The 24,225-nt window shown below is 65.3% G+C and carries 25 protein-coding genes; 13 read left to right on the top strand and 12 right to left on the bottom strand.

The window, feature by feature from the left end; translation table 11 throughout:
• Positions 1-60: 60 nt before the first annotated feature.
• From KMZ68_RS04590 to KMZ68_RS04560, 7 genes are all read right to left on the bottom strand, one after another.
• Entirely contained in the window at positions 61-249 is a 189-nt protein-coding gene (locus KMZ68_RS04590) for a hypothetical protein (RefSeq protein ID WP_215614699.1), read from the bottom strand.
• A gap of 81 nt (positions 250-330) precedes the next feature.
• Positions 331-765: a hypothetical protein gene (locus KMZ68_RS04585; protein WP_215614698.1), complete on the bottom strand. Its 435-nt coding sequence runs from the start codon at positions 763-765 to the stop codon at positions 331-333.
• A 113-nt stretch (positions 766-878) separates the two neighbouring features.
• Positions 879-1,760 carry a 3-hydroxybutyryl-CoA dehydrogenase gene (locus KMZ68_RS04580; protein ID WP_215614697.1) on the bottom strand — a complete coding sequence of 294 codons (882 nt, stop codon included), beginning with the start codon at positions 1,758-1,760 and terminating at the stop codon, positions 879-881.
• A 100-nt stretch (positions 1,761-1,860) separates the two neighbouring features.
• Positions 1,861-2,805 (bottom strand): electron transfer flavoprotein subunit alpha/FixB family protein, encoded by a 945-nt coding sequence (locus KMZ68_RS04575; RefSeq protein ID WP_215604937.1) that lies wholly within the window; start codon positions 2,803-2,805, stop codon positions 1,861-1,863.
• Positions 2,805-3,554: an electron transfer flavoprotein subunit beta/FixA family protein gene (locus tag KMZ68_RS04570; protein WP_215614696.1), complete on the bottom strand. Its 750-nt coding sequence runs from the start codon at positions 3,552-3,554 to the stop codon at positions 2,805-2,807. The genes KMZ68_RS04575 and KMZ68_RS04570 overlap by 1 nt, the downstream gene beginning before the upstream one ends.
• A 115-nt stretch (positions 3,555-3,669) precedes the next feature.
• Positions 3,670-4,242: a cob(I)yrinic acid a,c-diamide adenosyltransferase gene (locus KMZ68_RS04565; protein WP_215614695.1), complete on the bottom strand. Its 573-nt coding sequence runs from the start codon at positions 4,240-4,242 to the stop codon at positions 3,670-3,672.
• Between the two features lie 13 nt (positions 4,243-4,255).
• Entirely contained in the window at positions 4,256-4,450 is a 195-nt protein-coding gene (locus KMZ68_RS04560; RefSeq protein WP_215614694.1) for a twin transmembrane helix small protein, read from the bottom strand.
• A 179-nt stretch (positions 4,451-4,629) separates the two neighbouring features.
• On the opposite strand from KMZ68_RS04560, the gene KMZ68_RS04555 reads away from it, so the two are divergent.
• Positions 4,630-5,490, top strand: a complete 861-nt coding sequence (locus KMZ68_RS04555; RefSeq protein ID WP_371741461.1) for a YihY/virulence factor BrkB family protein — start codon at positions 4,630-4,632, stop codon at positions 5,488-5,490.
• Here KMZ68_RS04555 and KMZ68_RS04550 read toward each other — a convergent pair.
• Positions 5,417-6,670 carry an ATP-binding protein gene (locus tag KMZ68_RS04550; RefSeq protein ID WP_215614692.1) on the bottom strand — a complete coding sequence of 418 codons (1,254 nt, stop codon included), beginning with the start codon at positions 6,668-6,670 and terminating at the stop codon, positions 5,417-5,419. The two genes, KMZ68_RS04555 and KMZ68_RS04550, sit on opposite strands and share 74 nt — an antisense overlap.
• A 78-nt stretch (positions 6,671-6,748) precedes the next feature.
• A complete protein-coding gene (gene gluQRS / locus KMZ68_RS04545; RefSeq protein ID WP_215614691.1) occupies positions 6,749-7,618 on the bottom strand; it encodes a tRNA glutamyl-Q(34) synthetase GluQRS in 870 nt (289 codons plus the stop codon).
• Between the two features lie 74 nt (positions 7,619-7,692).
• Here gluQRS and KMZ68_RS04540 point away from each other — a divergent pair, with 74 nt between their 5' ends.
• Complete coding sequence (locus KMZ68_RS04540) at positions 7,693-8,340, top strand: DNA-3-methyladenine glycosylase family protein (RefSeq protein WP_215614690.1); 648 nt, start codon at positions 7,693-7,695, stop codon at positions 8,338-8,340.
• A 116-nt stretch (positions 8,341-8,456) separates the two neighbouring features.
• Here KMZ68_RS04540 and KMZ68_RS04535 read toward each other — a convergent pair whose 3' ends face one another.
• Entirely contained in the window at positions 8,457-9,344 is an 888-nt protein-coding gene (locus KMZ68_RS04535) for a LysR family transcriptional regulator (RefSeq protein WP_215614689.1), read from the bottom strand.
• 227 nt (positions 9,345-9,571) lie between these two features.
• Here KMZ68_RS04535 and KMZ68_RS04530 point away from each other — a divergent pair, with 227 nt between their 5' ends.
• The 11 genes from KMZ68_RS04530 to KMZ68_RS04480 all read left to right on the top strand — a co-directional run bounded on the left by KMZ68_RS04530 (position 9,572) and on the right by KMZ68_RS04480 (position 22,650).
• Positions 9,572-10,546 (top strand): NAD(P)H-dependent flavin oxidoreductase, encoded by a 975-nt coding sequence (locus KMZ68_RS04530; protein ID WP_215614688.1) that lies wholly within the window; start codon positions 9,572-9,574, stop codon positions 10,544-10,546.
• Between the two features lie 48 nt (positions 10,547-10,594).
• On the top strand, positions 10,595-11,800 hold the full coding sequence (locus KMZ68_RS04525; protein WP_215614687.1) for an ABC transporter substrate-binding protein: 1,206 nt from the start codon (positions 10,595-10,597) through the stop codon (positions 11,798-11,800).
• 18 nt (positions 11,801-11,818) lie between these two features.
• On the top strand, positions 11,819-13,345 hold the full coding sequence (locus KMZ68_RS04520; protein WP_215614686.1) for an acyl-CoA synthetase: 1,527 nt from the start codon (positions 11,819-11,821) through the stop codon (positions 13,343-13,345).
• A 106-nt stretch (positions 13,346-13,451) separates the two neighbouring features.
• The gene (locus tag KMZ68_RS04515; RefSeq protein ID WP_215614685.1) at positions 13,452-14,543 is read left to right on the top strand and encodes a DUF2855 family protein; all 1,092 of its coding nucleotides are present in this window, start codon (positions 13,452-13,454) and stop codon (positions 14,541-14,543) included.
• Positions 14,544-14,638: 95 nt separating this feature from the next.
• Positions 14,639-16,435 carry a flavin-containing monooxygenase gene (locus KMZ68_RS04510; RefSeq protein WP_215614684.1) on the top strand — a complete coding sequence of 599 codons (1,797 nt, stop codon included), beginning with the start codon at positions 14,639-14,641 and terminating at the stop codon, positions 16,433-16,435.
• A 46-nt stretch (positions 16,436-16,481) separates the two neighbouring features.
• On the top strand, positions 16,482-17,453 hold the full coding sequence (locus KMZ68_RS04505; protein WP_215614683.1) for a peptidyl-alpha-hydroxyglycine alpha-amidating lyase family protein: 972 nt from the start codon (positions 16,482-16,484) through the stop codon (positions 17,451-17,453).
• Positions 17,454-17,713: 260 nt separating this feature from the next.
• Entirely contained in the window at positions 17,714-18,271 is a 558-nt protein-coding gene (locus tag KMZ68_RS04500) for an HNH endonuclease (protein WP_215604922.1), read from the top strand.
• Positions 18,272-18,432: 161 nt separating this feature from the next.
• Positions 18,433-19,986 carry an AMP-binding protein gene (locus KMZ68_RS04495; RefSeq protein ID WP_215614682.1) on the top strand — a complete coding sequence of 518 codons (1,554 nt, stop codon included), beginning with the start codon at positions 18,433-18,435 and terminating at the stop codon, positions 19,984-19,986.
• Between the two features lie 230 nt (positions 19,987-20,216).
• Positions 20,217-21,188: a S1C family serine protease gene (locus KMZ68_RS04490; RefSeq protein ID WP_215614681.1), complete on the top strand. Its 972-nt coding sequence runs from the start codon at positions 20,217-20,219 to the stop codon at positions 21,186-21,188.
• Between the two features lie 74 nt (positions 21,189-21,262).
• Positions 21,263-22,336 carry a phospholipase gene (locus tag KMZ68_RS04485; RefSeq protein ID WP_215614680.1) on the top strand — a complete coding sequence of 358 codons (1,074 nt, stop codon included), beginning with the start codon at positions 21,263-21,265 and terminating at the stop codon, positions 22,334-22,336.
• Between the two features lie 107 nt (positions 22,337-22,443).
• On the top strand, positions 22,444-22,650 hold the full coding sequence (locus tag KMZ68_RS04480; protein ID WP_215614679.1) for a hypothetical protein: 207 nt from the start codon (positions 22,444-22,446) through the stop codon (positions 22,648-22,650).
• 76 nt (positions 22,651-22,726) lie between these two features.
• Here the strand turns inward: KMZ68_RS04480 and KMZ68_RS04475 are convergent, their stop codons facing one another.
• A complete protein-coding gene (locus KMZ68_RS04475) occupies positions 22,727-23,407 on the bottom strand; it encodes a DsbA family protein (protein ID WP_215614678.1) in 681 nt (226 codons plus the stop codon).
• Positions 23,408-23,442: 35 nt separating this feature from the next.
• On the bottom strand, positions 23,443-24,222 hold the full coding sequence (locus KMZ68_RS04470; protein WP_215604916.1) for a sulfite exporter TauE/SafE family protein: 780 nt from the start codon (positions 24,220-24,222) through the stop codon (positions 23,443-23,445).
• Between the last annotated feature and the right edge of the window lie 3 nt (positions 24,223-24,225).

The following is a 24,225-nucleotide window of genomic DNA, read 5'->3' as shown; positions in this document are numbered from 1 at the left end:
TCTTGATCGGAAAACCGGTACCCACTTTGCGCTAACGCGGCCCTGCGGGTCCGGATCGTGCTAGGCGAGCTTGTCGAGGGCGCCGCCGACGCCGGGGCCGAGATTGGCCTGGGAGGGCTGGCCGAGCAGGGTCGCAACCGCGAATTTCTCCGCGTCGGCATTGTTCTTGATGATGGAGGCGGCGATCTGCCCCTGAACGTTGCCGGCCTGCATGGCGAGCAGGCTCGAAACCATGGCCATCATTTCCATACGCGGTACTCCCGGTCTTGCGGGGCAAGATAGTCGGGGAAGGGTTAACGAATGCTGGAGATGGCGGGGAGGTGGACCGCCTCAAGACCAGATGTTCCAAACGGCGACCTTAGCGTCCGTCAACCGGTCGCGTTCATCAAACCGCAGATCTACGATCCAGCGAGTTGAGCCTCCCGAGGCGGCAGGGGCCAACAACTGACAATCAACTGGCGCATCCGAAACAGTCGGCGGTCTGGTGCACTCAAAACCTTCCCTCTGCAGGGTCGGGAGAGCAGTATTCAGCTCTGTCCCGATTGGGAAACGCTCTAGCAATACGCTACGCGCTGAGTGGGAATCGTTTGTCCAAATGCGGTCATGAACGCTGTTCATGGAATTCAGAATTGGCCGCGCACGATAAAAGCTCACAGTTTCGGCTTGGCGCAGAATCCCGGACAGAAAAAGCGAGACGACGGGGATGATCACCACGGCAAGCAATGCCAGCAATGCCCACACAGCATATTTGACGGATCGCCTCATGAACGGCCCTCGACCTTGCGGACCATTCTACCAACTCAAAGCTTCTGGCGTCCTGGTCACCAGTACATACGCTTAACAGCGGGATACGAAAAACCCAGAAAGACAGGCCAAAATCACCGCGTCGGGACCGGCTTTTCGCCGCGATAGTCGTAGAAGCCGCGCTGGGTCTTGCGGCCGAGCCAGCCGGCCTCGACGTATTTCACCAGCAGCGGGCACGGCCGGTACTTGGAATCCGCCAGCCCCTCATGCAGCACCTGCATGATCGACAGGCAGGTATCCAGCCCGATGAAGTCGGCCAGCTCCAGCGGGCCCATCGGGTGGTGCGCGCCGAGCTTCATGGCGGCGTCGATGGCTTCGACGTTACCGACGCCTTCATAGAGCGTGTAGATCGCCTCGTTGATCATCGGCAGCAGGATGCGGTTGACGATGAAGGCCGGAAAATCCTCCGACACCGCGATCTGCTTGCCGAGCCGGGTGACGAATTCCTTGGCGGCGTCGAAGGTGGCGTCATCGGTGGCGATGCCGCGGATCAGCTCGACCAGTTCCATCAGCGGCACCGGATTCATGAAGTGAATACCGATGAAGCGCTCGGGCCGGTCGGTGGATGCTGCCAGCCGGGTGATCGAGATCGACGAGGTGTTGGAGGCGACGATGGCGTCCGGCTTCAGCACCGCGCAGAGATCGTGAAAAATCTTGCGCTTGACCTCTTCCTTCTCGACCGCGCTCTCGATCACCAGATCGCAATCGGCGAGCCCGTCCATGGTTTCGGTGAAAACGATCCGCTCTAGCGCCTGCTTGCGGGCGTCCTCGGTGATGATCTTCTTGGCGACCTGGCGCGACAGATTGCCGTTGATGGTCGCCATCGCGGATTTCAGGCGATCCTCCGAGATGTCATTGAGCACGACCTTGAGCCCGGCCAGCGCCGCCACATGCGCGATGCCGTTGCCCATCTGGCCCGAGCCGATCACGCCGATCTTGTTGATCATCACCGACATTTTGTCATCTCACCGGGGGAGACGCGGCTCGCGCGTCCGCCCACTTTTGCATAAACACCGGCCGGAGTCCGATCCATCCGGCCGGTTATTGGAATCGTCGTTACTTTCCGAGCTTGCCGAGCGCCTCGGTCAGCTCCGGAACCGCCTGATACAGGTCCGCGACCAGACCGTAATCGGCGACCTGGAAGATCGGCGCATCCTCATCCTTGTTGATCGCGACGATCACCTTGGAATCCTTCATGCCGGCGAGATGCTGAATCGCGCCGGAGATGCCGATCGCGACATATAGTTCCGGCGCTACCACCTTGCCGGTCTGGCCGACCTGCCAGTCGTTCGGCGCATAGCCGGCATCGACCGCGGCGCGCGAGGCGCCGACGCCGGCGCCGAGCTTGTCGGCGAGCGGCTCGATATATTTGGCGAAATTCTCGCGGCTCTGCATGGCGCGACCGCCGGAGACGATGATCCTCGCCGAGGTCAGTTCCGGACGGTCGCTCTTGGCGACCTCCTCGCCGACGAAGCTGGAGAGGCCGGGATCGGCCGCCGCGGCAGCATTCTCGACGCTGGCGCTGCCGCCGTCGCCGGCCGCGGCGAAGGTGGAGGTCCGCACCGTGATGACCTTTTTGGCGTCCTTCGACTTCACGGTCTGGATCGCGTTGCCGGCATAGATCGGCCGCTCGAAGGTATCGGGCGAAACCACCTTGATGATTTCCGACACCTGCATCACGTCGAGCAGGGCTGCGACGCGCGGCATCACGTTCTTGAAGCGCGAGGTCGCGGGCGCGACGAAGGCGTCATAGGAAGGCGCCAGCGCCACGATCAGCGCGGCCAGCGGTTCGGCGAGGTCATGGGCATAGGCGGCGTTGTCCGCCAGCAGCACCTTCTTGACACCGGCGAGCTTGGCCGCGGCGTCGGCTGCGGCCTTGGCGTTTTCGCCGGCGACCAGCACATGCACGTCGGCGCCGAGCGCGGCGGCCGCGGTCAGCGCCTTGTTGGTGGAGTCCTTGATCGACGCATTGTCGTGTTCGGCAATCAACAGCGTAGTCATCAGAGAACCCCGGCTTCCGTCTTGAGCTTCGATACCAGTTCGGCGACGTCCTTGACCTTGACGCCTCCCTTGCGGCCCGGCGGCTCCGAGGTCTTGAGCACCTCGAGACGCGGCGTCAGGTCGACGCCGTAATCGGCGGCGCCCTTGTCCGCGATCGGCTTCTTCTTGGCCTTCATGATATTGGGCAGGCTGGCGTAACGCGGCTCGTTCAGCCGCAGATCGGTCGTCACGATCGCCGGTCCCTTCAGTTTCACGGTCTGCAGACCGCCGTCGACTTCGCGCGTCACCTTGAAATCGGAACCATCGACTTCGAGCTTGGAGGCAAAGGTCGCCTGCGACCATCCGAGCAGGGCGGCCAGCATCTGGCCGGTCTGGTTGGAGTCGTCGTCGATCGCCTGCTTGCCGAGAATGACGAGGCCGGGCTTTTCTTCATCGACCACGGCCTTGAGGATCTTCGCCACCGCCAGCGGTTCGACATTGCCCTCCGCCTTGACCAGGATGCCGCGGTCGGCGCCCATGGCCAGACCGGTACGGATGGTTTCCGACGCCTGCGCCGGGCCGATCGACACCACCACGACCTCGGTGGCCTTGCCGGCCTCTTTCAGGCGCAGGGCCTCCTCGACGGCGATTTCGTCGAACGGATTCATCGACATCTTGACGTTGGACAGTTCGACGCCGGATCCGTCGCTCTTGACGCGAACCTTGACGTTGTAATCGACCACCCGCTTTACCGGTACCAGAACCTTCATCGACCCTCTTTCGCTTGTATTTTGGGGTATGGATCAGCTTGGGCGCGGAACCTAATGGTCCCGCTATCGGCGGTCAACGCGCGAAAGCCAAAAATCGGCCCCGGACATGGCTGCTTTAGCGGTTCTGACCAGGGACCCACAACACGTCCCCGGCGCCGTTATCATTGACGGAACGGCTGGCGACGAACAGGAAATCCGACAGCCGGTTGATATACTGGATCGCGGCGTCGCTGACCGGCTCGTCGGGCTGGGCCGCGAGTTCCACCATGACGCGTTCCGCTCTGCGGCATATGGTGCGCGCCAGGTGCAGATGCGCCGCCGCCGGAGTGCCTCCGGGCAGCACGAATGAGGTCAGCGGCGCCAGCCGCGCGTTCAGCATGTCGATGTCGCGTTCGAGGCGCTCGACCTGGCTCCCCAGCACCCGCAGGCGCTCGGCCTTGCCCTCGCGCTGGGGCACCGCGAGATCGGCGCCGAGATCGAACAGATCGTTCTGGATCAGGCCGAGCATCGCATCGAGTTCGCGCGCCTCCTTGAGATACAGCCGCACGATGCCGATGGCGGCGTTGGTCTCGTCGACGGTTCCATAGGCGCCGATACGCAGGTCGTATTTCGGGCGCCGTTCGCCGCTGCCGAGCGCCGTGGTGCCGTCGTCGCCGGTCCGGGTGTAGATACGATTGAGGACGACCATGGTTATGTCTCCTTCAGCGGCCCATCGCCCAGACCGCGAACATGGTGATGACGATCGCGACGAATTGCAGCAATACCCGCCATCGCATCAGGTTCTGCGACCGGTTCGGCGATCCGCCCCGCACCATGTTGAGGAGGCCTAGCAGCAGCACCAGCGCAACGGCGGCGACCGCGATGGGAAGAAGAATCGTGCTCAGGAATGATGCCATCGGCGCTACATATCACCGCGCCGGGCGGTCCGCCACGCATAAGACCGGGCCCTGCCCCGGCGTAACGATCTGGCTTTTTGTCCAATAATATCAGAAGCTAGTGAGGTCGCCGGTTGAACGCGTCGCCCGCTCCAGCAAGGTGAAATGTGAGGCATCTTCGCTACGTCTACCTGGTCGTCATGGATGCGTTCTACACGTTTCTCGCCGATGACGGCTGGGCGATCGCGAGCCATATCGCGCTGTCGGCGCTGATGGCGCTGTTTCCGTTCCTGATCGTGCTGACGTCGCTGGCCGGTTTTTTCGGCTCCAAGGAACTCGCCGACCAGGCGGTGAGTCTGTTGCTGCAGGTCTGGCCCAAGCAGGTCGCGGATTCGCTGTCCGGCGAGATCCACGACGTACTGACGACCACCCGCGGCGACGCGCTGACCATCGGCCTCGTGCTCGCGGTGTATTTTGCGTCGAACGGCGTCGAGAGCCTGCGCGTCGGACTGAACCGCGCCTATTCGGTGATCGAGCCGCGGAGCTGGTACTGGCTGCGGCTGGAATCGATCGGCTATACCCTGATCGCGGCCTTCACGGCGCTGGCGCTGGCCTTCCTGATCGTGCTCGGTCCGCTGATGCTGGAGGCGGCGCGGCGCCATATTCCGCTGATCGTCGAGACCAACGAACATTTCCTCAACGTCACGCGCTACACCATCACGGTGCTGGCGCTGGTGATCGCCCTGTTCATCCTGCACGCCTGGCTTCCGGCCGGCCGCCGCGGTTTCCTGCAGATCCTGCCCGGCATCATCTTCACCTTCGCGGCATCGCTGGTGTCGGGCATCGTGTTCGGACAGTATCTCGCGCGCTTCGCCAACAACTACGTCACGATGTATGCGGGGCTGGCGTCGGTCGTCATCGCGCTGGTGTTCCTGTATTTCATCGCCGCGATCTTCGTGTATGGCGGCGAGTTGAACGCGGCGATCATCAAGTCGCGGCTGCCGCACGGCGTGTCGCTTCAAGCAGCGCAGTCGCTAGAGCCCTTGGACTCACAGGCTTGACCAGGAAGGCGTCGGCGCCGGCCGCGCGCGACGCCGCCTCGTCGTCGGCGCGGCCCGACACCCCGATGATGGCAATGCGGCCGAACGGCGCGCCGAGCCTGCGGATTCGCCTGATCGCCTCGATGCCGTTGATGCCCGGCAGCACCATGTCCATCAGCACCGCGTCGAAATCGCCTTGCGCGATCCGCTCGGCGGCGAGCTCGCCGCGGCCGATGAATTCCGCCTGATGGCCGAGTTCGGTGAGGATCGCATTGAGCACGACGCGGCCGAACGGGTTGTCCTCGACGCTGAGAACGCGCAGGCCCCGCGCCTGATCCGGCGACGCACCGGCATCCGCGCCTGAACCGGCCGGTTGCGGCGCCTTGGCGCGGGCCAGGGTCACCGTCAGCGTGAAGGTGGCCCCTCCGCCCGGCCGCTGCGCCACGAGGATGTCGCCGCCCATCGCCCGCGCCAGCGCCTTCACCGATGAAAGTCCAAGCCCGGCGCCGCCGAAGCGCGAGGCGATGCTGACATTGGCCTGCGAGAACGGGCGGAACAGGCGTTTGATTTCACTGAGTGTGAGACCGATGCCGCTGTCGGAAATCGAAAAGGCGACGCTGACCTTGCCCTTCGGACCCGATATCGGATTGACCGCGAGCGCGACGCCGCCCGCCTCCGTGAACTTCACCGCATTGTCGATCAGGTTTTCCAGGGCCGCGCGCAGCCGGACCGGATCGCCGACCACGAAGGCCGGAAGCTTTTCGGAAATCTCGACCTCGGACTGCAAGCCCTTCGCCGTCGCCCGGCCGGCCAGCGAATCCCCGACGCTGCGGGCGAGCGTACGCAGATCGAAGAAGTCCTGCCGCGGGCCGAGGCCGGGGCCGCGACTCCTCGCGGCGTCGACGAACAGCGTCGCGAGACTGGCGAGATGCTCGGCGCCTGCCTTGATGGTGTCGACCCAGCGCCGCTCGCGCTCGCCGAGGTCGGAGGTTGCCAGCAGATCGCTGATGGCGAGAATTCCGGTGAGCGGCGTGCGGACCTCGTGCGCGAACGCTGCGAGCGCCGCCTCGACCATGCTGGGCGCGGCAGTCGTGACGGCACGCTTGCGCGCCTTGCCGGCGGCAACCCTTGCAACACGTTTTTTCGGCGTCCGCTTCTTCGGCGTCCGCGCTGGGCGCTGTGAGCGCGACTTCAACGCCATGATTCCCCCGAGCCAGGCCGGTCCCACCATGCCATGGCGGGCGGCGAAGAGTCACGCCGCAGGGGCTTTCAGGGCAAATTAAGGCAGGCCGACCAGACGACGAATGTCGGCGGGCGTCGCACCGCCGGCCCGGAGTTCGCGAATACCGGTGGCCGCGGTCGACTTCGACAGCTTGCGTCCCTCGCCATCGAGGATCAGGCGATGATGCCGATAGGTGGGTTGCGGCAGACCGAGCAGATGCTGCAGCAGCCGGTGCACGCTGGTCGACCAGAACAGGTCCGCACCGCGCACCACTTCCGCGACTCCCTGCAGGGCGTCGTCGATCACCACCGAGAGGTGATAGCTGGTCGGCGTTTCCTTGCGCGCCAGGATGACGTCGCCCCACGCTTCGGGCCGGGCGGCCACGGCGCCGGTTTCGCCATCGGGGCCTTCGCCCCGTTCAAGCCAGCTCAGACCGGAGGCGCGCCCGCACGCCGCCGCCATGTCGAGCCGCAGCGCATAGGGGGTATCCGCTTCCAGCAGTCGCCTGCGCTGATCCGGCGACAGCGATTTCGCCGCACCGGGATAGAGCGGCGCGCCGTCGGGATCGCGCGGCCAGGGCGCGTCGGCCTCGCGCTGCGCCACCAGCCTTGCGATCTCGGCACGGCTTTCGAAAGCCGGATAGACCAGCCCCTCTGCCGACAGTTTCTCCAGCGCAGCGCGATAATCCGCAAGGTGCTCCGACTGCCGCCGCACCGGCGTTTCCCAGGTAATGCCGAGCCAGCCGAGGTCCTGGTAGATCGCAGCCTCGAATTCCGGCCTGCAGCGGGTCGCATCGATATCCTCGATGCGCAGCAGGAACCGGCCGCCGCTCTGTCGCGCCAGGTCGAAATTCAGCATCGCCGAAAAGGCGTGGCCGAGATGAAGGTGACCATTGGGGCTTGGCGCGAATCGGAAAACGGGTGGCATTATTGATTCATATCTCCGTCATGGCCGGGCTGTCCCGGCCATGACGCGGTAAGACGCGGTAAAGAGACTCCGCCATGCTCATCCATCTCGAGACCCAGGCCGACCTCGAAGACGCCGTCCATGTGCTGGTGAAGCAGGACCCGCGGCTGAAACCGGTATTCGAGGTCGCCGGAATGCCGGCGCTGCGGCGGCGCGAGCCCGGCTTTGCCGGTCTTGCGCACATCGTCTGCGGCCAGCAGGTGTCGACCGCCAGCGCCGCGGCGATCTGGGGGCGCGTCAGCGCCGCGTTCGACCCGTTTCATCATGACGCGTTGCGCAAGGCGCGCGCCGACCGGCTCGGGCGGCTCGGGCTGTCGGCGGCCAAGATCAAGACCCTGAAGAATCTGGCCCGCGAGATCGCGGCCGAGCGGCTCAATCTCGACGTGCTGGCGAACGAGGACGCCGACGCCGCGCACAATACGCTGACCGCGCTGCACGGCATCGGCCCATGGACCGCCGACGTCTATCTCTTGTTCTGCCTCGGCCATGGCGACGCCTGGCCGGCCGGCGATCTCGCCGTGCAGGAAGCCGTCAAGATCGGCCTCGGTCTGAAGACGCGTCCGACCGCCAAACAGATGGCGCCGCTGGCAGAGCCGTGGCGGCCGCTGCGGGGTGCGGCGGCACATCTGTGGTGGAGCTATTACCGGGTGCTCAAGAAGCGCGAGGGCGTGATCGCGGGCTAGATGCATGGCCTGGACAAAAAAAAGCGAAAACAACCCCATGCAAAGTAAGTGGACCTCGAATCGCGGCGCTCGTGCTGCGCTGCGTCCGGGGCGCCAGTGCCCGCGCCCCTACCCCTTCAACCGCGCAGCCGGACCCGATCCTCGCGCGCGCAGGCGGTGACAAAACCGATCACGGCGCGGACCGCGGGCAGTTCGACGAGGTCCGGATGCGCCAGCAGCCAGAGATCCGACACGCTGGCGAGTTTCTGCGGCGCGACCCGGACCAGATCGGGATAGGCCTCGGCGACCAGGCAGGACAGCGCCGATATCCCGAGCCCGGCCCGCGCCGCCGCGAGCATGTCGCCCTGCGACGAGCAGCGCATCACGACGGTGCCCTGCCGCGTGATCAGGTCGCTCCAGCGCGCCAGATGCGCATTCGACTCGCGGTCGGCAAAGCCGATCACGCTGTGGCCCCTCCATTCGTCGCGCCGCTCCGGCAGCGGCCGCCGCGCCGCGTAGTCGCGCGAGGCATAGAACCCGGTGCCGAGGCGGCCGACCTTGCGGCCGATCAGATTCTCCTCGCCGCTGTCGACCGGACGCAAGACGACGTCGGCCTCGCGGCGGCGGACGCTGGCCGGAAACGGATGGGTGATGATCTCGAGCTGCAGATGGTCATGCTCGCGCAGAAACGCTCCCATCCGCGGCATCAGCCAATGCGCCGCCAGCGTCGCGCCGATCGACAGCTTGACCACGCCGCGGGCATGCCGCCCGGTCGCCGACACCGCGGCTTCGGCGCGCAGTGCCGCGGCCGCCATCGCCTCGACATGCTCGCGGAACTTGCGTCCCTGCGCCGTCAGCGAAAGGCCTTCATTGGAGCGCGCGAACAGCCGCGTGCCGAGTTGCTCCTCCAGCACGGCGATGTTGCGGCCCACCGTCGGATGGCTGGAGCGCAGCTGGCGCGCCGCCGCCGCGAAGCTGTGGGTCTCGGCGACAGCGACGAAGGTCCTGCAAAGGTCCCAGTCCATCGGCGTCCTCGCCTCCCGCGTCCTTGCTGTTCATTCCTGGCAGCTTGTCCGTTCAATATTGAACAGCCTCCGGGCACCCGTCCAGCCCTATAATGCGCGGCATCGGGCCGGCGCCCTGCGGCGCAGACCGCTTCGCCGGCCGGCGCTTGCAAACAACAAACCGACGCGTTCCGGCCCCGGGCCGGCCCGCCGGCTCGCCGGCCTCGCGTCTCGAAGGGATGGATGAAATGCCGCTACCTGCTTCGCTCGTCGATACGCTCGAACTGCCCGTGGTGGGCTCGCCGCTGTTCATCGTGTCCGGCCCCGAGCTCGTCATCGCCCAATGCAAGGCCGGCGTGGTCGGCTCGTTCCCGGCGCTCAACGCGCGTCCCGTCGAGAAGCTCGGCGAGTGGCTGACCCGCATCGAGAACGAGCTCGGCGAATACAAGGCGCTGCATCCGGAGAAAAAGGTCGCGCCCTACGCGGTCAACCAGATCTGCCACGCCTCCAACGACCGGCTGATGAAAGACATGGAGACCTGTGTCAAACACAAGGTCCCGATCATCATCACCTCGCTGCGCCCGCCGCTGGAGATCGTCGAGGCCGCGCATTCCTATGGCGGCGTCGTGTTCCATGACGTCATCAACGTGAAGCATGCCTGCAAGGCCGCCGAACAGGGCGTCGACGGCCTCATTCTGGTTTGCGCCGGCGCCGGCGGACATGCCGGCACGCTATCGCCGTTCGCGCTGCTGCGCGAGGTGAAGCAATGGTTCAAGGGCACCATCCTGTTGTCGGGCGCGATCTCCGACGGCTGGAGCATCGCTTCCGCGCTCGCGCTCGGCGCCGACCTCGCCTATATGGGCACGCGCTTCATCGCCACCCAGGAGGCGAATGCCGATCCGGCCTACAAGGCGGCGCTGACGGAATACGCCGCGCACGATATCGTCTATTCGAACCTGTTCACCGGCGTGCACGGCAACTATCTGGGGCCGTCGATCGTGGCCGCGGGTCTCGATCCCGATAATTTGCCGGTCGCCGACAAGACGAAAATGAATTTCGGCTCCGGCGGCAATACCAAGGCCAAGGCCTGGCGCGACATCTGGGGCTCGGGCCAGGGCATCGGCCAGATCGCCGACGCGCCGCCGGTCGCCGAACTGGTGGATCGCCTGAAAGCCGAGTTCGGACAAGCCAGCGTCGATTTTCTCAAGCGGGCGCGCGCCTGAGCGCGATCCGGTTTCGAAAAGAATAAATCAAACAGAGGGAGTGGGACGATGAGACTGTCGGGACCTGCATTGGCTATCGCGTTCGGCTTGAGCGGTATCATCCTGGGCGGCATCGTAACGGCTGCCGCCGACGATGGCGCGAAAGGCGAGATCCGCATCGGCCAGACCCTGCCCTACAGCGGCCCGGCATCCGGGTTCGGCATCATCGGGCGGGCGCAGGAGGCCTTCTTCGAGAAGGTCAACGCCGAAGGCGGCATCAACGGCCGCAAGGTGAAATTCATCAGCCTCGACGATGCCTACTCGCCTCCGAAGACGGTCGAGCAGACCCGCAAGCTGGTGGAACAGGACGAAGTGGTGATGATGTTCGGTTCGCTCGGAACCGCCACCAACAATGCCGTGCATCGCTACCTCAACAGCAAGAAAGTGCCGCAGCTGTTCGTGCTGAGCGGCGCGACCAAATGGGCCGACCCGAAGAATTTTCCATGGACCATGCCGGGGATGGCGGCCTACGAATCCGAAGGCGTCGTCTACGCCAAGTACATCCTGCAAGCCAAGCCGGACGCCAAAATCGCGATCCTGTCGCAGAATGACGATTTCGGCCGCGACTATGTCGCCGGTTTCAAGCGCGGGCTGGGAGCCAAGGCCGCGACCATGATCGTCTCGGAAGCGACCTATGAGACCAGCGCGCCGACCATCAGCTCGCAGCTCGCGACGCTGAAGGCTTCCGGCGCCAACGTGATGTTCGGCGTGGTGCTCGGCAAATTCACCTCGCAGATGATCAAGGGCGCGGCCGAACTCAACTGGAAACCCGATCTGTTTTTCGTGCCGACCTCGGCGTCATCGATCTCGTTCCTGGCGCCGGCCGGACTGGAAAACGCCGTCGGCCTGATCTCGTCGAGCAACCAGAAGGACACGCTCGACGCTCAATGGGCCGGCGACGCCGGGGTGAAGGAATATTTTGCCTTCATGAAGCAATATATGCCCAATGCTGACCTGAACAATTCGAACTACGCCGCCGGCTATCACTATGCCAGCCTGCTGATGAACGTGCTGAAGGCGTGCAAGGACGACTTCAGCCGCGAGAACATCCTGAAACAGGCGACCTCGCTTCACGGGCTTTCGCTGCCGATATTGCTGCCGGGAATAACGGTGTCGACCGGGCCCGACGACTATCTGCCGTTCCAGCAGTTGCGGCTGCGGCGCTTCAACGGCAAGAGCTGGGTCGGCTTCGGCGATATTCTGGACGACCGGTGAGCCGCCGGGAAAACACAGATGATCATCAGCGGCGACCGCAGCATCGGCTATCCCGAGATTCACGCCCGCATCGCCAGGGCTGCAACCGGCTTGCGGACGCTCGGCCTGCGCGACGGCGCGCCGGTCGGCATGATGCTGCGCAACGATTTCGCGTTCTTCGAGGTCGCCGGAGCTGCGGCGGCGCTCGGCAGCCCGGTGGTGCCGATCAACTGGCATCTGAAGGCCGAAGAGGTCGGCTACATCCTGGCCGACAGCGGCGCCGACATCCTGGTCTGCCACGCCGACCTGCTGCCGCAGATCCGCGACGGCCTGCCCGATCAGCTGCGGCTGCTGGTGGTGGCAACCCCGCCTGAAATCGCCGCGGCGTTCAATGTCGCGCCGGCGCTGACCAAAGTCCCCGACGGCATGACGGATTGGGACAGCTGGCGCGACCGCCACGCGCCGTCGCTAGCGCCGCCGATCGGCGCCTCGCCGATGTTCTATACCTCCGGCACCACGGGCCAGCCCAAGGGCGTGCGCCGCAAGCCGATGCGGCCCGAACAGCTCGCGGCATCGGCGCGGGTCGGCGCCATCGCCTATGGCATCAAGCCAAACGACGATCAGGTCATCCTGATGAACGGCCCGATGTACCATTCGGCGCCGAACTCCTACGGCATGCTGGCGTTCCGCAACGGCTGCCAGATCGTGCTCGAGCCGCGCTTCGATCCCGAGGACATGCTGCAGCTGATCGCGCGCCACGGCGTCACCCACATGCATATGGTGCCGACCATGTTCGTGCGGCTGTTGCGGCTGCCGGAGGAAGTGAAGAGCCGTTACGACCTGTCGTCGCTGCGCTTCATCGTCCATGGCGCCGCGCCCTGCCCGCCGCAGGTCAAGCGCGCGATGATCGACTGGTGGGGACCGGTGGTGCACGAATATTTCGGTTCGACCGAAACCGGGATTCCGGTGTGGCACTCGGCCGAGGAGGCGCTCCGAAAGCCCGGCACCGTCGGCCGCGCGATCGAGGGCGGCATTGTCAGGACCTTCCGCGCCGACGGCCAACCCTGCGCCGTCAACGAGCCCGGCGAAATCTTCATGCGGCAGACCGCGACTTCGGATTTCGATTATCACGGCAAGGCCGAGGCGCGCGCCGAGGCCGGGCGCGACGGCCTGGTCAGCGTCGGCGACGTCGGCTACCTCGACGAGGACGGCTATCTGTTCCTGTGCGACCGCAAGCGCGACATGGTGATCTCGGGCGGCGTCAACATCTATCCGGCCGAAATCGAAAACGCGCTGATCGGCATGACCGGCGTGCGCGACTGCGCGGTGTTCGGCGTGCCCGACGACGAATTCGGCGAGCGGCTGTTCGCCTGCATCGAAAAGGAACCGGGCGCGGCGCTGTCGTCGGCTGCGGTACAGCAGTTCCTGCGCGGACATCTCGCCAACTTCAAGGTGCCGAAGGACGTCCAGTTCCTCGACGCGCTGCCGCGCGAGGCCAGCGGCAAGATCTTCAAACGCAAGCTTCGCGATCTCCACAAGGACGGCAGCCTCCGCGCCGCCACGTGATCGCGGCTGCGAAAAACCTAACGCCGTTTTAAACAAGATAGCTGTTGCAAAACCGTCATCGGCGAAGGCAATGATCGCCGGCAGGAACAATGCCGGGATCAAAGCCATGAAATCCACCGACTTCATCGTCGCGCGCAATGATCTGCAGCAGTGCAAGTTCATCGAGACGCAGCTGCCTGATGCTGCGGCGCTGCCCGACGACGCGCTGCTGGTCAAGGTCGAGCGCTTCGCCTTCACCGCCAACAACATCACCTACGCCGTTCTCGGCGAGCAGCTGAAATACTGGCAGCTGTTTCCGGCGCCGGAGAATTTCGGCAACGTCCCGGTGTGGGGATTCGGCGAGGTGATCGGCTCGCGCAATCCGGGCATCGCAATCGGAGAACGGCTGTTCGGCTATTTCCCGATGGCGTCGCATCTGGTGATCGAGGCCGCCGACGTCAGCAAGCGCGGCCTGCGCGATGCCGCCGCGCATCGGCAAGGGGTGGCGCCGGTCTACAACGCCTATGCCCGCGTCAGCGGCGACCCCGCCTTCGCCGGGCGGCAGGGCGACTATCAGGCGCTGCTGCGGCCGCTGTTCATGCTGTCGTTCCTGGTCGACGACTATCTCGCGGAGAACGATTTGTTCGGCGCACGCAGCGTGCTGCTCTCCAGCGCCTCCAGCAAGACCGCGTTTGGCCTCGCGCACCTGCTGCACACGCTGCGCAAGCCGGTCCGGGTGATCGGCCTGACCTCGGCAGGAAACACCGCCTTCGTCGAAAAGCTCGGCTGCTACGACGAGGTCGTAACCTACGACCGCGTGACCTCGCTGCCGGCGGATTCGCCGGTCGCCTATGTGGACATGGCGGGCAACGGCGCGTTGCGCGAGACGCTGCACCGGCATTTCGGCGACCGGATGAAATATTCCGGCCGCATCGGCCTCACCCATCACGACGCTTCCGGCGTCGAAGGCAATCTGCCCGGCGCCAAGCCGAGCTGGTTCTTCGCGCCCGACCAGATCCGCAAGCGCGCCAAGGAATGGGGCCCCGGCGGCGTCGACGTCAGGTTCGGCGCGGCATGGTCGGGCTTTGCCCCGAAGCTGGACCAGTGGCTCACCGTGACCGAAGGCCGCGGGCCTGACGCCGTGAGCCAGGTCTATCTCGATACCCTGAACGGCCGCGTTCCGCCGGATCAGGGCCACATCCTGTCGCTGGCGGAATAGCCGGCATCCGATCGCGCCCTTTCTGCGCCATCCCGGACGGTATAGGCTTCTCCGCAGGGAAACGCCGCGCAGACGGCTGGCGAAGAGAAACGCGCATGCTGGACAAGACATCGGACCTTTCGATCGCTGCCGAAAACTGGCTGGCGCAGTTTGAATCCGCGCTTGGCGCGCCCGGCGGCGGCGAGCTGAAATCCCTGTTCGTTCCCGACAGCTTTTGGCGCGACGCGCTGGCGCTGAGCTGGACGCTGCAGACGATCAACGGCCGCGACGCCATCCTGCAAGGGCTGCGAGCCCTTGCGCCCGGTGCGGCGCTCGTGAACCTTGCCATCGATCCCGCCCGGGCCGCGCCGCGCAAGGTGATGCGCGCGGGCACCGACTGCATCGAAGCCATCTTCAGATTCGAGACCGCTACCGGCCGCGGCAGCGGGATGCTCCGGCTGGTCCCGGATGCCTCCGACGGCAACCGGCTGAAGGCCTGGACGCTGCTGACCGCGCTCGAGGAACTGAAGGGCTTCGAAGAACAGCTCGGCGTATCGCGGCCCCGCGGCCAGGCCTATTCGCGGGATTTTCGCGGCCCCAACTGGCTCGATTTGCGCAAGGCCGCGGCCGAATATGCCGATCGCGATCCTGTGGTGCTGGTGGTCGGCGGCGGACAAGCCGGCCTTGCGATCGCCGCCCGTCTCAAGCAGTTGAACGTCGACACCCTGATCGTCGACCGGGGGCTGCGGATCGGCGACAACTGGCGCCGTCGCTACCACGCGCTGACGCTGCACAATCAGGTGCACGTCAATCACCTGCCCTATATGCCGTTTCCGCCGAACTGGCCGACCTATATCCCGAAGGACAAGCTCGCCAACTGGCTCGAGGCCTACGCCGAAGCCATGGAACTGAACTTCTGGACCGGCACCGAATTCGAGGGCGGCAGTTACGACGAAAATGAACAGCGCTGGACCGTGGCGTTGCGCCGCGCCGACGGCAGCAAGCGCACGATGCATCCGCAGCATGTGGTGCTGGCCACCGGCGTCAGCGGCATTCCGAGCCTGCCCGATATTCCGACCCTGAAAAACTTTGCCGGCACCGTGATCCATTCCAGCCAGTACACCGACGGCGAGGAATGGAAGGGCAGGAAGGCGATCGTCGTCGGCACCGGCAACAGCGGCCACGACATCGCGCAGGATCTGCATTCGAGCGGCGCCGACGTCACGCTGGTGCAGCGCAGCTCGACCCTGGTCACCAATATCGAACCGTCGGCGCAACTGGCCTACGCGACCTATAGCGAGGGAACGACTGAGGACAACGACCTGATCGCGACGTCGATGCCGCTGACGCTGGCGAAACGAACGCACGTCATGCTGACCAAACAGTCGAAAGAACTCGATCAGGAACTGCTCGACGGCCTGACGCGCGTCGGGTTCAAGCTCGATTACGGCGACGGCGGTACCGGCTGGCAGTTCAAATATCTCACCCGCGGCGGCGGCTATTATTTCAACGTCGGCTGCTCCGATCTCGTCGCCGGCGGCAAGGTCGGACTGCGACAGTTTGCGGATATCGAATCCTTTGTCGCCGAGGGCGCGCGGATGAAGAACGGCGAGACGCTTGCCGCCGACCTGATCGTGCTGGCGACCGGCTACCGGCCGCAGGAGCATCTGGTGCGCAAACTGTTCGGCGACGCGGTCGTCGGCCGCATCGGCCCGATCTGGGGATTCGGCGAAGGCCAGGAATTGCGCAACATGTACACGCGCACCGCGCAGCCGGGCCTCTGGTTCATCGCCGGCAGCCTGGCGCAGTGCCGGATCAACTCGAAATTCCTGGCGCTGCAGATCAAGGCCATCGAGGAAGGCCTGCTGCCGCGGGTGGCGCCAACAGCAGAGCCCGAAGCGGCGGTGGCGTGAATTCATCCTCCGTCATGACGGCATCCAGAACTCTGGGGGAACACACATGCCGACCATTCTCGGCTCGGGCGAGCATCGCTACCGCGTGGTGGAGAACTGGGCGAAGCTGCCTGCGGGGTGGAGCCTGACCGACGTCGCTTCGGTCGCGGTCGACAGCAAGGACCGCATCTACGTCTTCAACCGCGGCGCCCATCCGATGGTGGTGCTCGACCGCGAAGGCAATTTCATCAGGAGCTGGGGCGAAGGCCTGTTCAACCGCGCGCACGGCCTGCACATCGACACTGATGACAATCTCTATTGCACCGATGACGGCGACCACACCGTGCGCAAGTGCTCCACCGACGGCAAGGTGCTGCTGACCATCGGCATTCCCCACAAGCCGGCGCCGTTCATGAGCGGCGAACCGTTCCACCGCTGCACCCACACCGCGCTGTCGCCGAAGGGCGAGATCTACGTGTCGGACGGTTACGGCAATGCCTGCGTCCACAAGTTCACGCCGGACGGCAGGCTGCTGAAGACCTGGGGCGAGCCCGGCACCGATCCCGGCCAGTTCAACATCGTTCACAACATCGTCACCGACGCCGACGGCTTCGTCTATGTCGCCGACCGCGAGAACCACCGCGTCCAGGTGTTCGACGGCAACGGCAGATACGAGACGCAGTGGAACAACCTGCACCGCCCTTGCGCGCTGTGCGCTTGCGGCGGCGGCAAGCAGCCCAATTTCATCATCGGCGAACTCGGCCCCGGCATGGCGGTCAACCGCAAGGTGCCCAATCTCGGCCCCCGCCTCGCCATCGTCGACTCCAAAGGCAAACGCATCGCGCGGCTCGGCGGCGAGCACGGCCCCGGCGTCGAGACCGGCAAATTCCTCGCCCCGCACGGCATCGCGCTGGATTCCAAAGGCGACATCTATGTCGGCGAGGTCGGCGTCACCGACTGGAAGACCAGCTTTCCGGATACGCCGATGCCGCCGGAAGTCGGCGTGACGCGCTGCCTGCAGAAGCTGGAAAAGATCTAGCGCATTATTCCGCCATCGCGGGGGAGCCCGCGCGGCCGACGACGACGGGCTGGCCGAGAATCGGTCGCATCTGGCGACGCCAATGGCGACCGCAGCCTGCCCGTGCGGCCTTCCCGCAGTTTCTGACGCGTCCGGATGCCACCGCCAGCGGGTTCCCCCCGCTGGATAAGGCCCGCAACGCTCTTCACAATCCCGTCACGCTGCCTGTAGTATGTCAACGCATGCTGCTTCGCAGCTAATATGGGGGTCAGGAGCGTTTCTTGAACGCACATGTCTCACAAGGCGGTTGGCCGGTACTGGTGCTGAACGCGGACTTCCGCCCGCTCAGTTATTACCCGTTGTCGCTCTGGTCGTGGCAGGACGCGATCAAGGCGGTGTTCCTCGACCGCGTCAATATTGTCGAGCACTACGACCGCGCGGTGCGCAGCCCCTCCTTCGAGATCCAGCTGCCGAGCGTGGTGTCGCTGAAATCCTTCGTCAAGCCGACCACCCACCCCGCCTTCACCCGGTTCAACGTCTTCCTGCGCGACCGCTTCGTCTGCCAGTATTGCGCGGCGCCGGAGGATCTCACCTTCGATCACATCATCCCGCGCTCCAAGGGCGGCCAGACCACCTGGGAAAACGTGGTCGCCGCCTGCTCGCCCTGCAATCTGCGCAAGGGCAACCTGACGCCGCAGCAGGCGCGGATGTTTCCGAGACAGGCGCCGTTCGCGCCGACGGTGCATCAGCTGCACCGCAACGGCCGGCTGTTCCCGCCGAACTATCTGCACGACAGCTGGCTGGACTATTTATATTGGGACACCGAGCTCGATCCGTAATTTCCAGGCGGCGTTGCTCGCGCCGGCGCCCGTATGGACGCCGCGGTTTTCTTCAGTCACAACATCCTTCGTTGCTGAACGGAGCGTGGCCGGGTACGGCCCGCGCCCTCGTTCGCTGCAAATAAACGGCATCGACAAAAGCCGGATAACGGAGGACCAATATGCTGATTCCCATCGCCGACGTGCCGCGCTGGTATGCCGAACGCAAGCCGAAGGACACGGTCGCGATCAGCCATGGCAAGGACGCGCTGACCTGGGAGCAGCTCGAACGCGGCGCCAACGCCCGCGCCCGCGCCTTTGCCGCCAAGGGCGTCAAGGCCGGCGATTTCGTCGCCATCGGGCTGCCCAACGGTAATGCCTTCTTCGAGACCAGTTTTGCGGTGTGGAAGTGCGGCGCGACGCCGACGTCGCTGTCGTGGCGGCTGCCGCGCGGCGAGGCCGCTGCGGTGCTGGAGATACTCCAGCCTTCGCTGGTGGTCGGCGGCGAGGCCAACTGGAATGCGCCCAATCGCCTGCCCGCCGAGTTTGTGCCGGAAGGATTTTCGGACGAACCGATGGCAAGCCCGGTGGCGCGTTACTGGAAGGCGATGACCTCTGGCGGCTCGACCGGACGACCGAAAGTGATCCTGGACCATCAGCCGGCGGTGATCGACACCGCAGTGGATCAGCGGCTCGGCATCGCCCGCGGCGTATCGTTGCTCAATCCCGGGCCGCTCTATCACAACGCCCCGTTCATCCTGTCGCATACGGCACTGTTCGCGGGCGGACGGCTGACCGGGATGGTGAAATTCGACGCCGAAGAAACCTTGCGCCTGATCGAAAACAACCGCGTGCAGTGGGTCAACTTCGTGCCGACCATGATGCATCGCATCTGGGCGCTGCCGGAGGAGGTCCGCAACCGCTATGACCTCTCCAGCCTCAATGTCGTGTTTCACATGGCGGCGCCGATGCCACCCTGGCTGAAGGAAAAATGGATCGAGTGGCTGGGTCCTGAAAAGATCTTCGAACTCTACGGGGGCACCGAAGCGCAAGGCGCCTGCGTCATCACCGGCGTCGAATGGCTCGCGCACAGGGGCTCGGTCGGCAAGATTCTTGAAGGCTCCAGCCTGCGTATCATCGGCGAGGACGGCAACGATGTCGCGCCGGGCAAGACCGGTGAAATCTATTTCCTCCCCAACGACGGCCCCGGCAGCACCTATCACTATCTCGGCGCCGAGCCGAAGCGCCGCTCCGACGGCTGGGAATCGCTCGGCGACATCGGCCGGCTCGATGCCGAGGGCTACCTCTATCTCGGCGACCGGCTCGCCGACATGATCCTGCGCGGCGGCGCCAATATCTATCCGGCCGAAGTCGAGGCCGCGGTGACGGCGCATCCCGACGTGCGCTCCTGCGTCGTGGTCGGCCTGCCCGATCCCGAACTCGGACAACGGATTCACGCCATCCTCGAACTGACCGAGGCTGCCGACGCCACGGCCGTCGTCGGCGGCATGGCGGGTTTCCTGGCCGACCGGCTCAGCCGCTACAAGCATCCGGAAAGTTTTGAAATCGTCGGCGTCGGCCCGCGCGACGATTCAGGCAAGGTCCGCCGCACCATGTTGCGCGACGAGCGCGCTGCATGGCTGAAAGAGGGCCGCGCATTCCGGATTCTGCCGCCGCGCGAACAGACCAGGGAGGCCCGGGTGCGCATGACTAGCTCGATTCTACCTGGCGATTGACCGGCGACGGCCATGCACAGCAAGGCAAACCCGCAGAACTTCAGTGCCGCGACCGCCATGTGACCCGTTTCCAGCGCGTGTTCCGGTTCCGGGACATCGCGATCGAGAAGCCGGCTCCCGTTCGCAGCCGGTATTCAGTCCCGTCACGACACTTTCATGACGGCCGTTTGCGACATAGATTGTCACTGGTTTCGCGCCCTCGCGCCCGTCCGGTTGGCCAGGAGATCTCCATGCCCTCATTGACAGAATGGAAAGTGCCGCCCGCGAACCAGCCCCGCCCCGGCGACTACGGCTTCGATCTCGACCGCGCGCTTTCGGCAGTGGTCGGCCTGCATTCGATCATCCCGGCCGACGCCTTCAGCGCGGACACGCTGGGCACCGAGCGCGCCGGCAACGGCGTCCTGATCGACGACGGACTGGTGCTGACCATCGGCTATCTGATCACCGAGGCAGAAACCGTCTGGCTGCATCTCGGCGACGGCCGCGTGATGGAAGGCCACGCGCTCGGCTTCGATTCCGAGACCGGCTTCGGCCTGGTCCAGGCGCTCGGCCACATCGATCTCGATCCGCTGCCGCTCGGTTCTTCCAGCGCCGCCGAGGTCGGCGACCGCGTCGTGGTCGGCGGCGCCGGCGGACGCACGCGGTCGGTCGCCAGCCATATCGTCGCCAAGCAGGAGTTCGCCGGTTACTGGGAATATCTGCTGGACGAGGCGATCTTCACCTATCCCGCCCATCCGAACTGGGGCGGCACCGGACTGATCTCGACGCACGGCGAGTTGATCGGCATCGGTTCGCTGCAGCTCGAGCGCGAGCGCGACGGCAGGGCCGAGCATGTCAACATGATCGTGCCGATCGATCTGCTCAAGCCGGTGCTCGACGACATCCGGAAATTCGGCCGCGTCAACCGGCCGGCGCGGCCATGGCTCGGCATGTACACCACCGAAATCGACAACAGGGTCGTGGTCGTCGGCATCGCCGGCAAGGGGCCGGCGGGGCGCGCCGAACTCAAGGCCGGCGACGTCATCCTGGCCGTGAAGGGCGAGAAGATTTCCAGCCAGACCGGATTCTATCGAAAGCTCTGGTCGCTCGGATCCGCCGGCGTCGACGTGCCGCTGACCGTCTATCATGAAGGCGTCACCTTCGACGTGGTGCTGACCTCGACCGATCGCGCGAAGCTCTTGAAGGCGCCGCGATTGCATTAGGGCCGATCGGCGGGACCGGAATCCGCTTGGCGCCGACACGCGCTCCGAAATCGACGGGAAATGGGGAACGCGCGATGAGCGAGGCGGTGGTGGACGACATCGTAGCCGTGCTGCCGCCATTGCTGCAATCGCTGGAAGCGCTCGCCTTCATCGCACGCCACCTGAACCCGCCGGATTTCGATCGGGTCATGGAAGCCGCTGGCTCCCCGGATCAGGCGCTGCGGGCGGAGCGTCCGCGGCTGGCGGAGTGGCCGGAGGAATTTTCGGGAATACGGACCTCGCTCGAAACGGCGAGCGACGCAGCGCTGGCGGCGTTCACGGGATTGCGCGAGGTCCAGAACGGCAATGGCGATCTGATCGCGGTGTTTCGCGCGCTGCGCCATGCCCCGCGCGCGCAGGAGGCGCTATACCCGCTGGCCGCCAAACTGCCGCCGGTCTCCAGCTTCTTTCTCGATCCGGCCTTGCGCGAGGACGCCGGCCTGCTGGCGCGGCTCGCCGGGCCGGCCAACGAGGATACCGGCATCCAGCACGATCACAACGAACCCGGCAGCCGCGGCGGCTTCTCGCTCTATGTGCCGGAATACTACACGCCCGACCGCGCCTGGCCGCTGGTGATGGCGCTGCATGGCGGCAGCGGCAACGGGCGCGGTTTCCTGTGGAGCTGGCTGCGCGATGCGCGCAGCCATGGCGCCATCGTGATCGCGCCCACCGCGACCGGCAGCACCTGGTCGCTGATGGGAGAGGACACCGACAGCGCGAACCTCGTCCGCATTCTCGATACGGTGCGCGGACGGTGGAACATCGATCCCGATCGCATGCTGCTGACCGGCATGAGCGACGGCGGCACGTTCTGCTACGTCAGCGGACTGGAGCGTGCTTCTCCCTTCACCCACCTCGCCCCGGTCTCCGCCACCTTCCATCCGCTGATGGCTGAAATGGCCGACGCGGAGCGGTTGCGCGGCCTGCCGGTCTTTCTCGTGCATGGCCGGCTCGACTGGATGTTCCCGGTGCAGGTGGCGCGGCAGACGCGCCAGCTGTTATCCGCAGCCGGCGCCGACGTGACCTATCGCGAGCTCGACGATCTCAGCCACACCTATCCGCGCGAGATCAACGCGGAAATCCTGAACTGGCTGCGCGGCGGGCGGTGAGCGGCTGTCTACCTCAACTACTCTGTGATCAGGTCACGCGAGGAATCGTGCTCGCCAGGGAACCTTTCCACCCCGACTGCGTTGTCAGCCGTCATCGGAGGTTTGCCATGCGCGTTTTCTTGGGAATGATTTTGGGAGCGCTGCTGCTGGTCGGCGGCGTCTACGTCTACGATTCGCAATCGACCTCGACGGTCGCTAACGGCCAGGCGGCTTCGGCCAATCGCACCATCGTGAACTGGGACGTCGCGGCGAGCGAATGGAATCTGCTGAAGCGGCGCGCACACGACGACTGGATCAAGCTGTCGTCGAAATAGTCGTCGTCCTGAGATATCTCCGCGAAGCCGGGCGCCCTCGTCCTCGACGGGGGCGCCTTTTTGAATCGTTGCGACGTTACTTCTTCTTCGCCGCCTTGCGCGCATCGGCGATGGCCTGATCGAACTGCGCCATGGTCAGGACGCCCGGCACACGGAATTTGCCGATGATGAAGGCCGGCGTGCCCTTGAAGCCGAACGCCTCCGCCTGTTCGCCATTGCGGGCGATGATCGCGTCGATCGCCTTGGCATTGGCGGCGAGGTCGCGGTCGAGGCGGTCGAGGTCGATGCCTGCCCCTGCGAGCAGTTCGCGAATTCGCGGCGCGGTCAGTTTCGAGGAGACGCCGATCAGCGCTTCATGCGCCTGAATGAATTTGCCCTGGTACTTGCTGGCCAGCGCCATCCGCGAGGCGAGCACCGAGACCTCGCCGAGGATCGGCCAGTCCTTGAATACCAGGCGGACCTTGCCGTCGTCCTGCACCACCTGCCGCAGCTCCGGCGCGATCTTGCGGCAATAGGGGCAGTTGAAATCGAAATATTCGACGATCGTGATGTCGCCATCGGGATTGCCGGCGACCGGAATATCGGGATCGCGCAGCACCAGCGCTTCGGTCAGCACCTTTTCGCCGTCGTTCTGGGCGGCCGCCGAGCCCGGCGCGATGTCCAGGCCGAGCAGAAGCGCGCCCGCCCCGAGCGCGCCGAGCGTTTGGCGCCGGGTAAGCGGCCGAAACAACCGGTCCGGCTCGATCGATTTTGTCATTGTGGTCTCCGGCCGGCGCCCGGCATCTTCTGCGCTCAGGAAAAATACGTGCTGCGCGCCAACATATAGAGCGCCACTGCAATAATGACAGCGGCAAACACCAGATTAAGTGCGCCGCGCCGCGCTGCCAGCAGCTGCGCCAAACGGGTTCCGATCAATCCGCCGGCGATGCCGCCGGCGATGAACAGCCCGGCGAGCCCCCACGAGATCAATCCGGACCAGGCGTAGCTGGCCGCCGTGGTCAGGCCGAACGCGGTCACGGCGACCAGCGACGAGGAGATCGCGTTCATGATCGGCATGCCCGTCGCCAGCATCAGCGCCGGCACGATCAGGAACCCGCCGCCGATGCCGAAGAAGCCGGACAGCGTCCCGGTCGCCAGACCGAGGCCGACAATGGCCGGCGTGTTGGTCCAGCTCATCTGCACGCCGGGCAGGCCGACCCGCGCCCGCGTCTTCAGCATCAACGCGGCGATCACCAGCATCAACAGCGCGAACAGCGCCAGCAGCTTCTGGCCGTCCATCATCTTGCCGAGGATCGAGCCGGCGAGCGCGCCGACGATCCCCGCCGCCGCAAAGGTCAGCGCGCACGGCCACAGGACGGTGCCGCCGCGCGCATGGTTCGACAGATTGACCGCGGCATTGGCGGCCACCGCGATGGCGCTGGTGCCGATCGCCACATGGGGATTGGGCACGCCGACCACATAGACCATTAGCGGCACCGCGAGGATCGATCCGCCGCCGCCGACCAGTCCGAGCGAAAATCCGACCAGCGCTCCCGACGCCAGCCCCAGCACGCCCTGCATCGCCGAGATCATTAC

The organism is Bradyrhizobium sediminis, from assembly GCF_018736105.1.
Lineage (GTDB): Bacteria > Pseudomonadota > Alphaproteobacteria > Rhizobiales > Xanthobacteraceae > Bradyrhizobium.
Note: the sequence above shows the minus strand (reverse complement) of the source record. Positions and strands in the feature narration are given on the sequence as shown.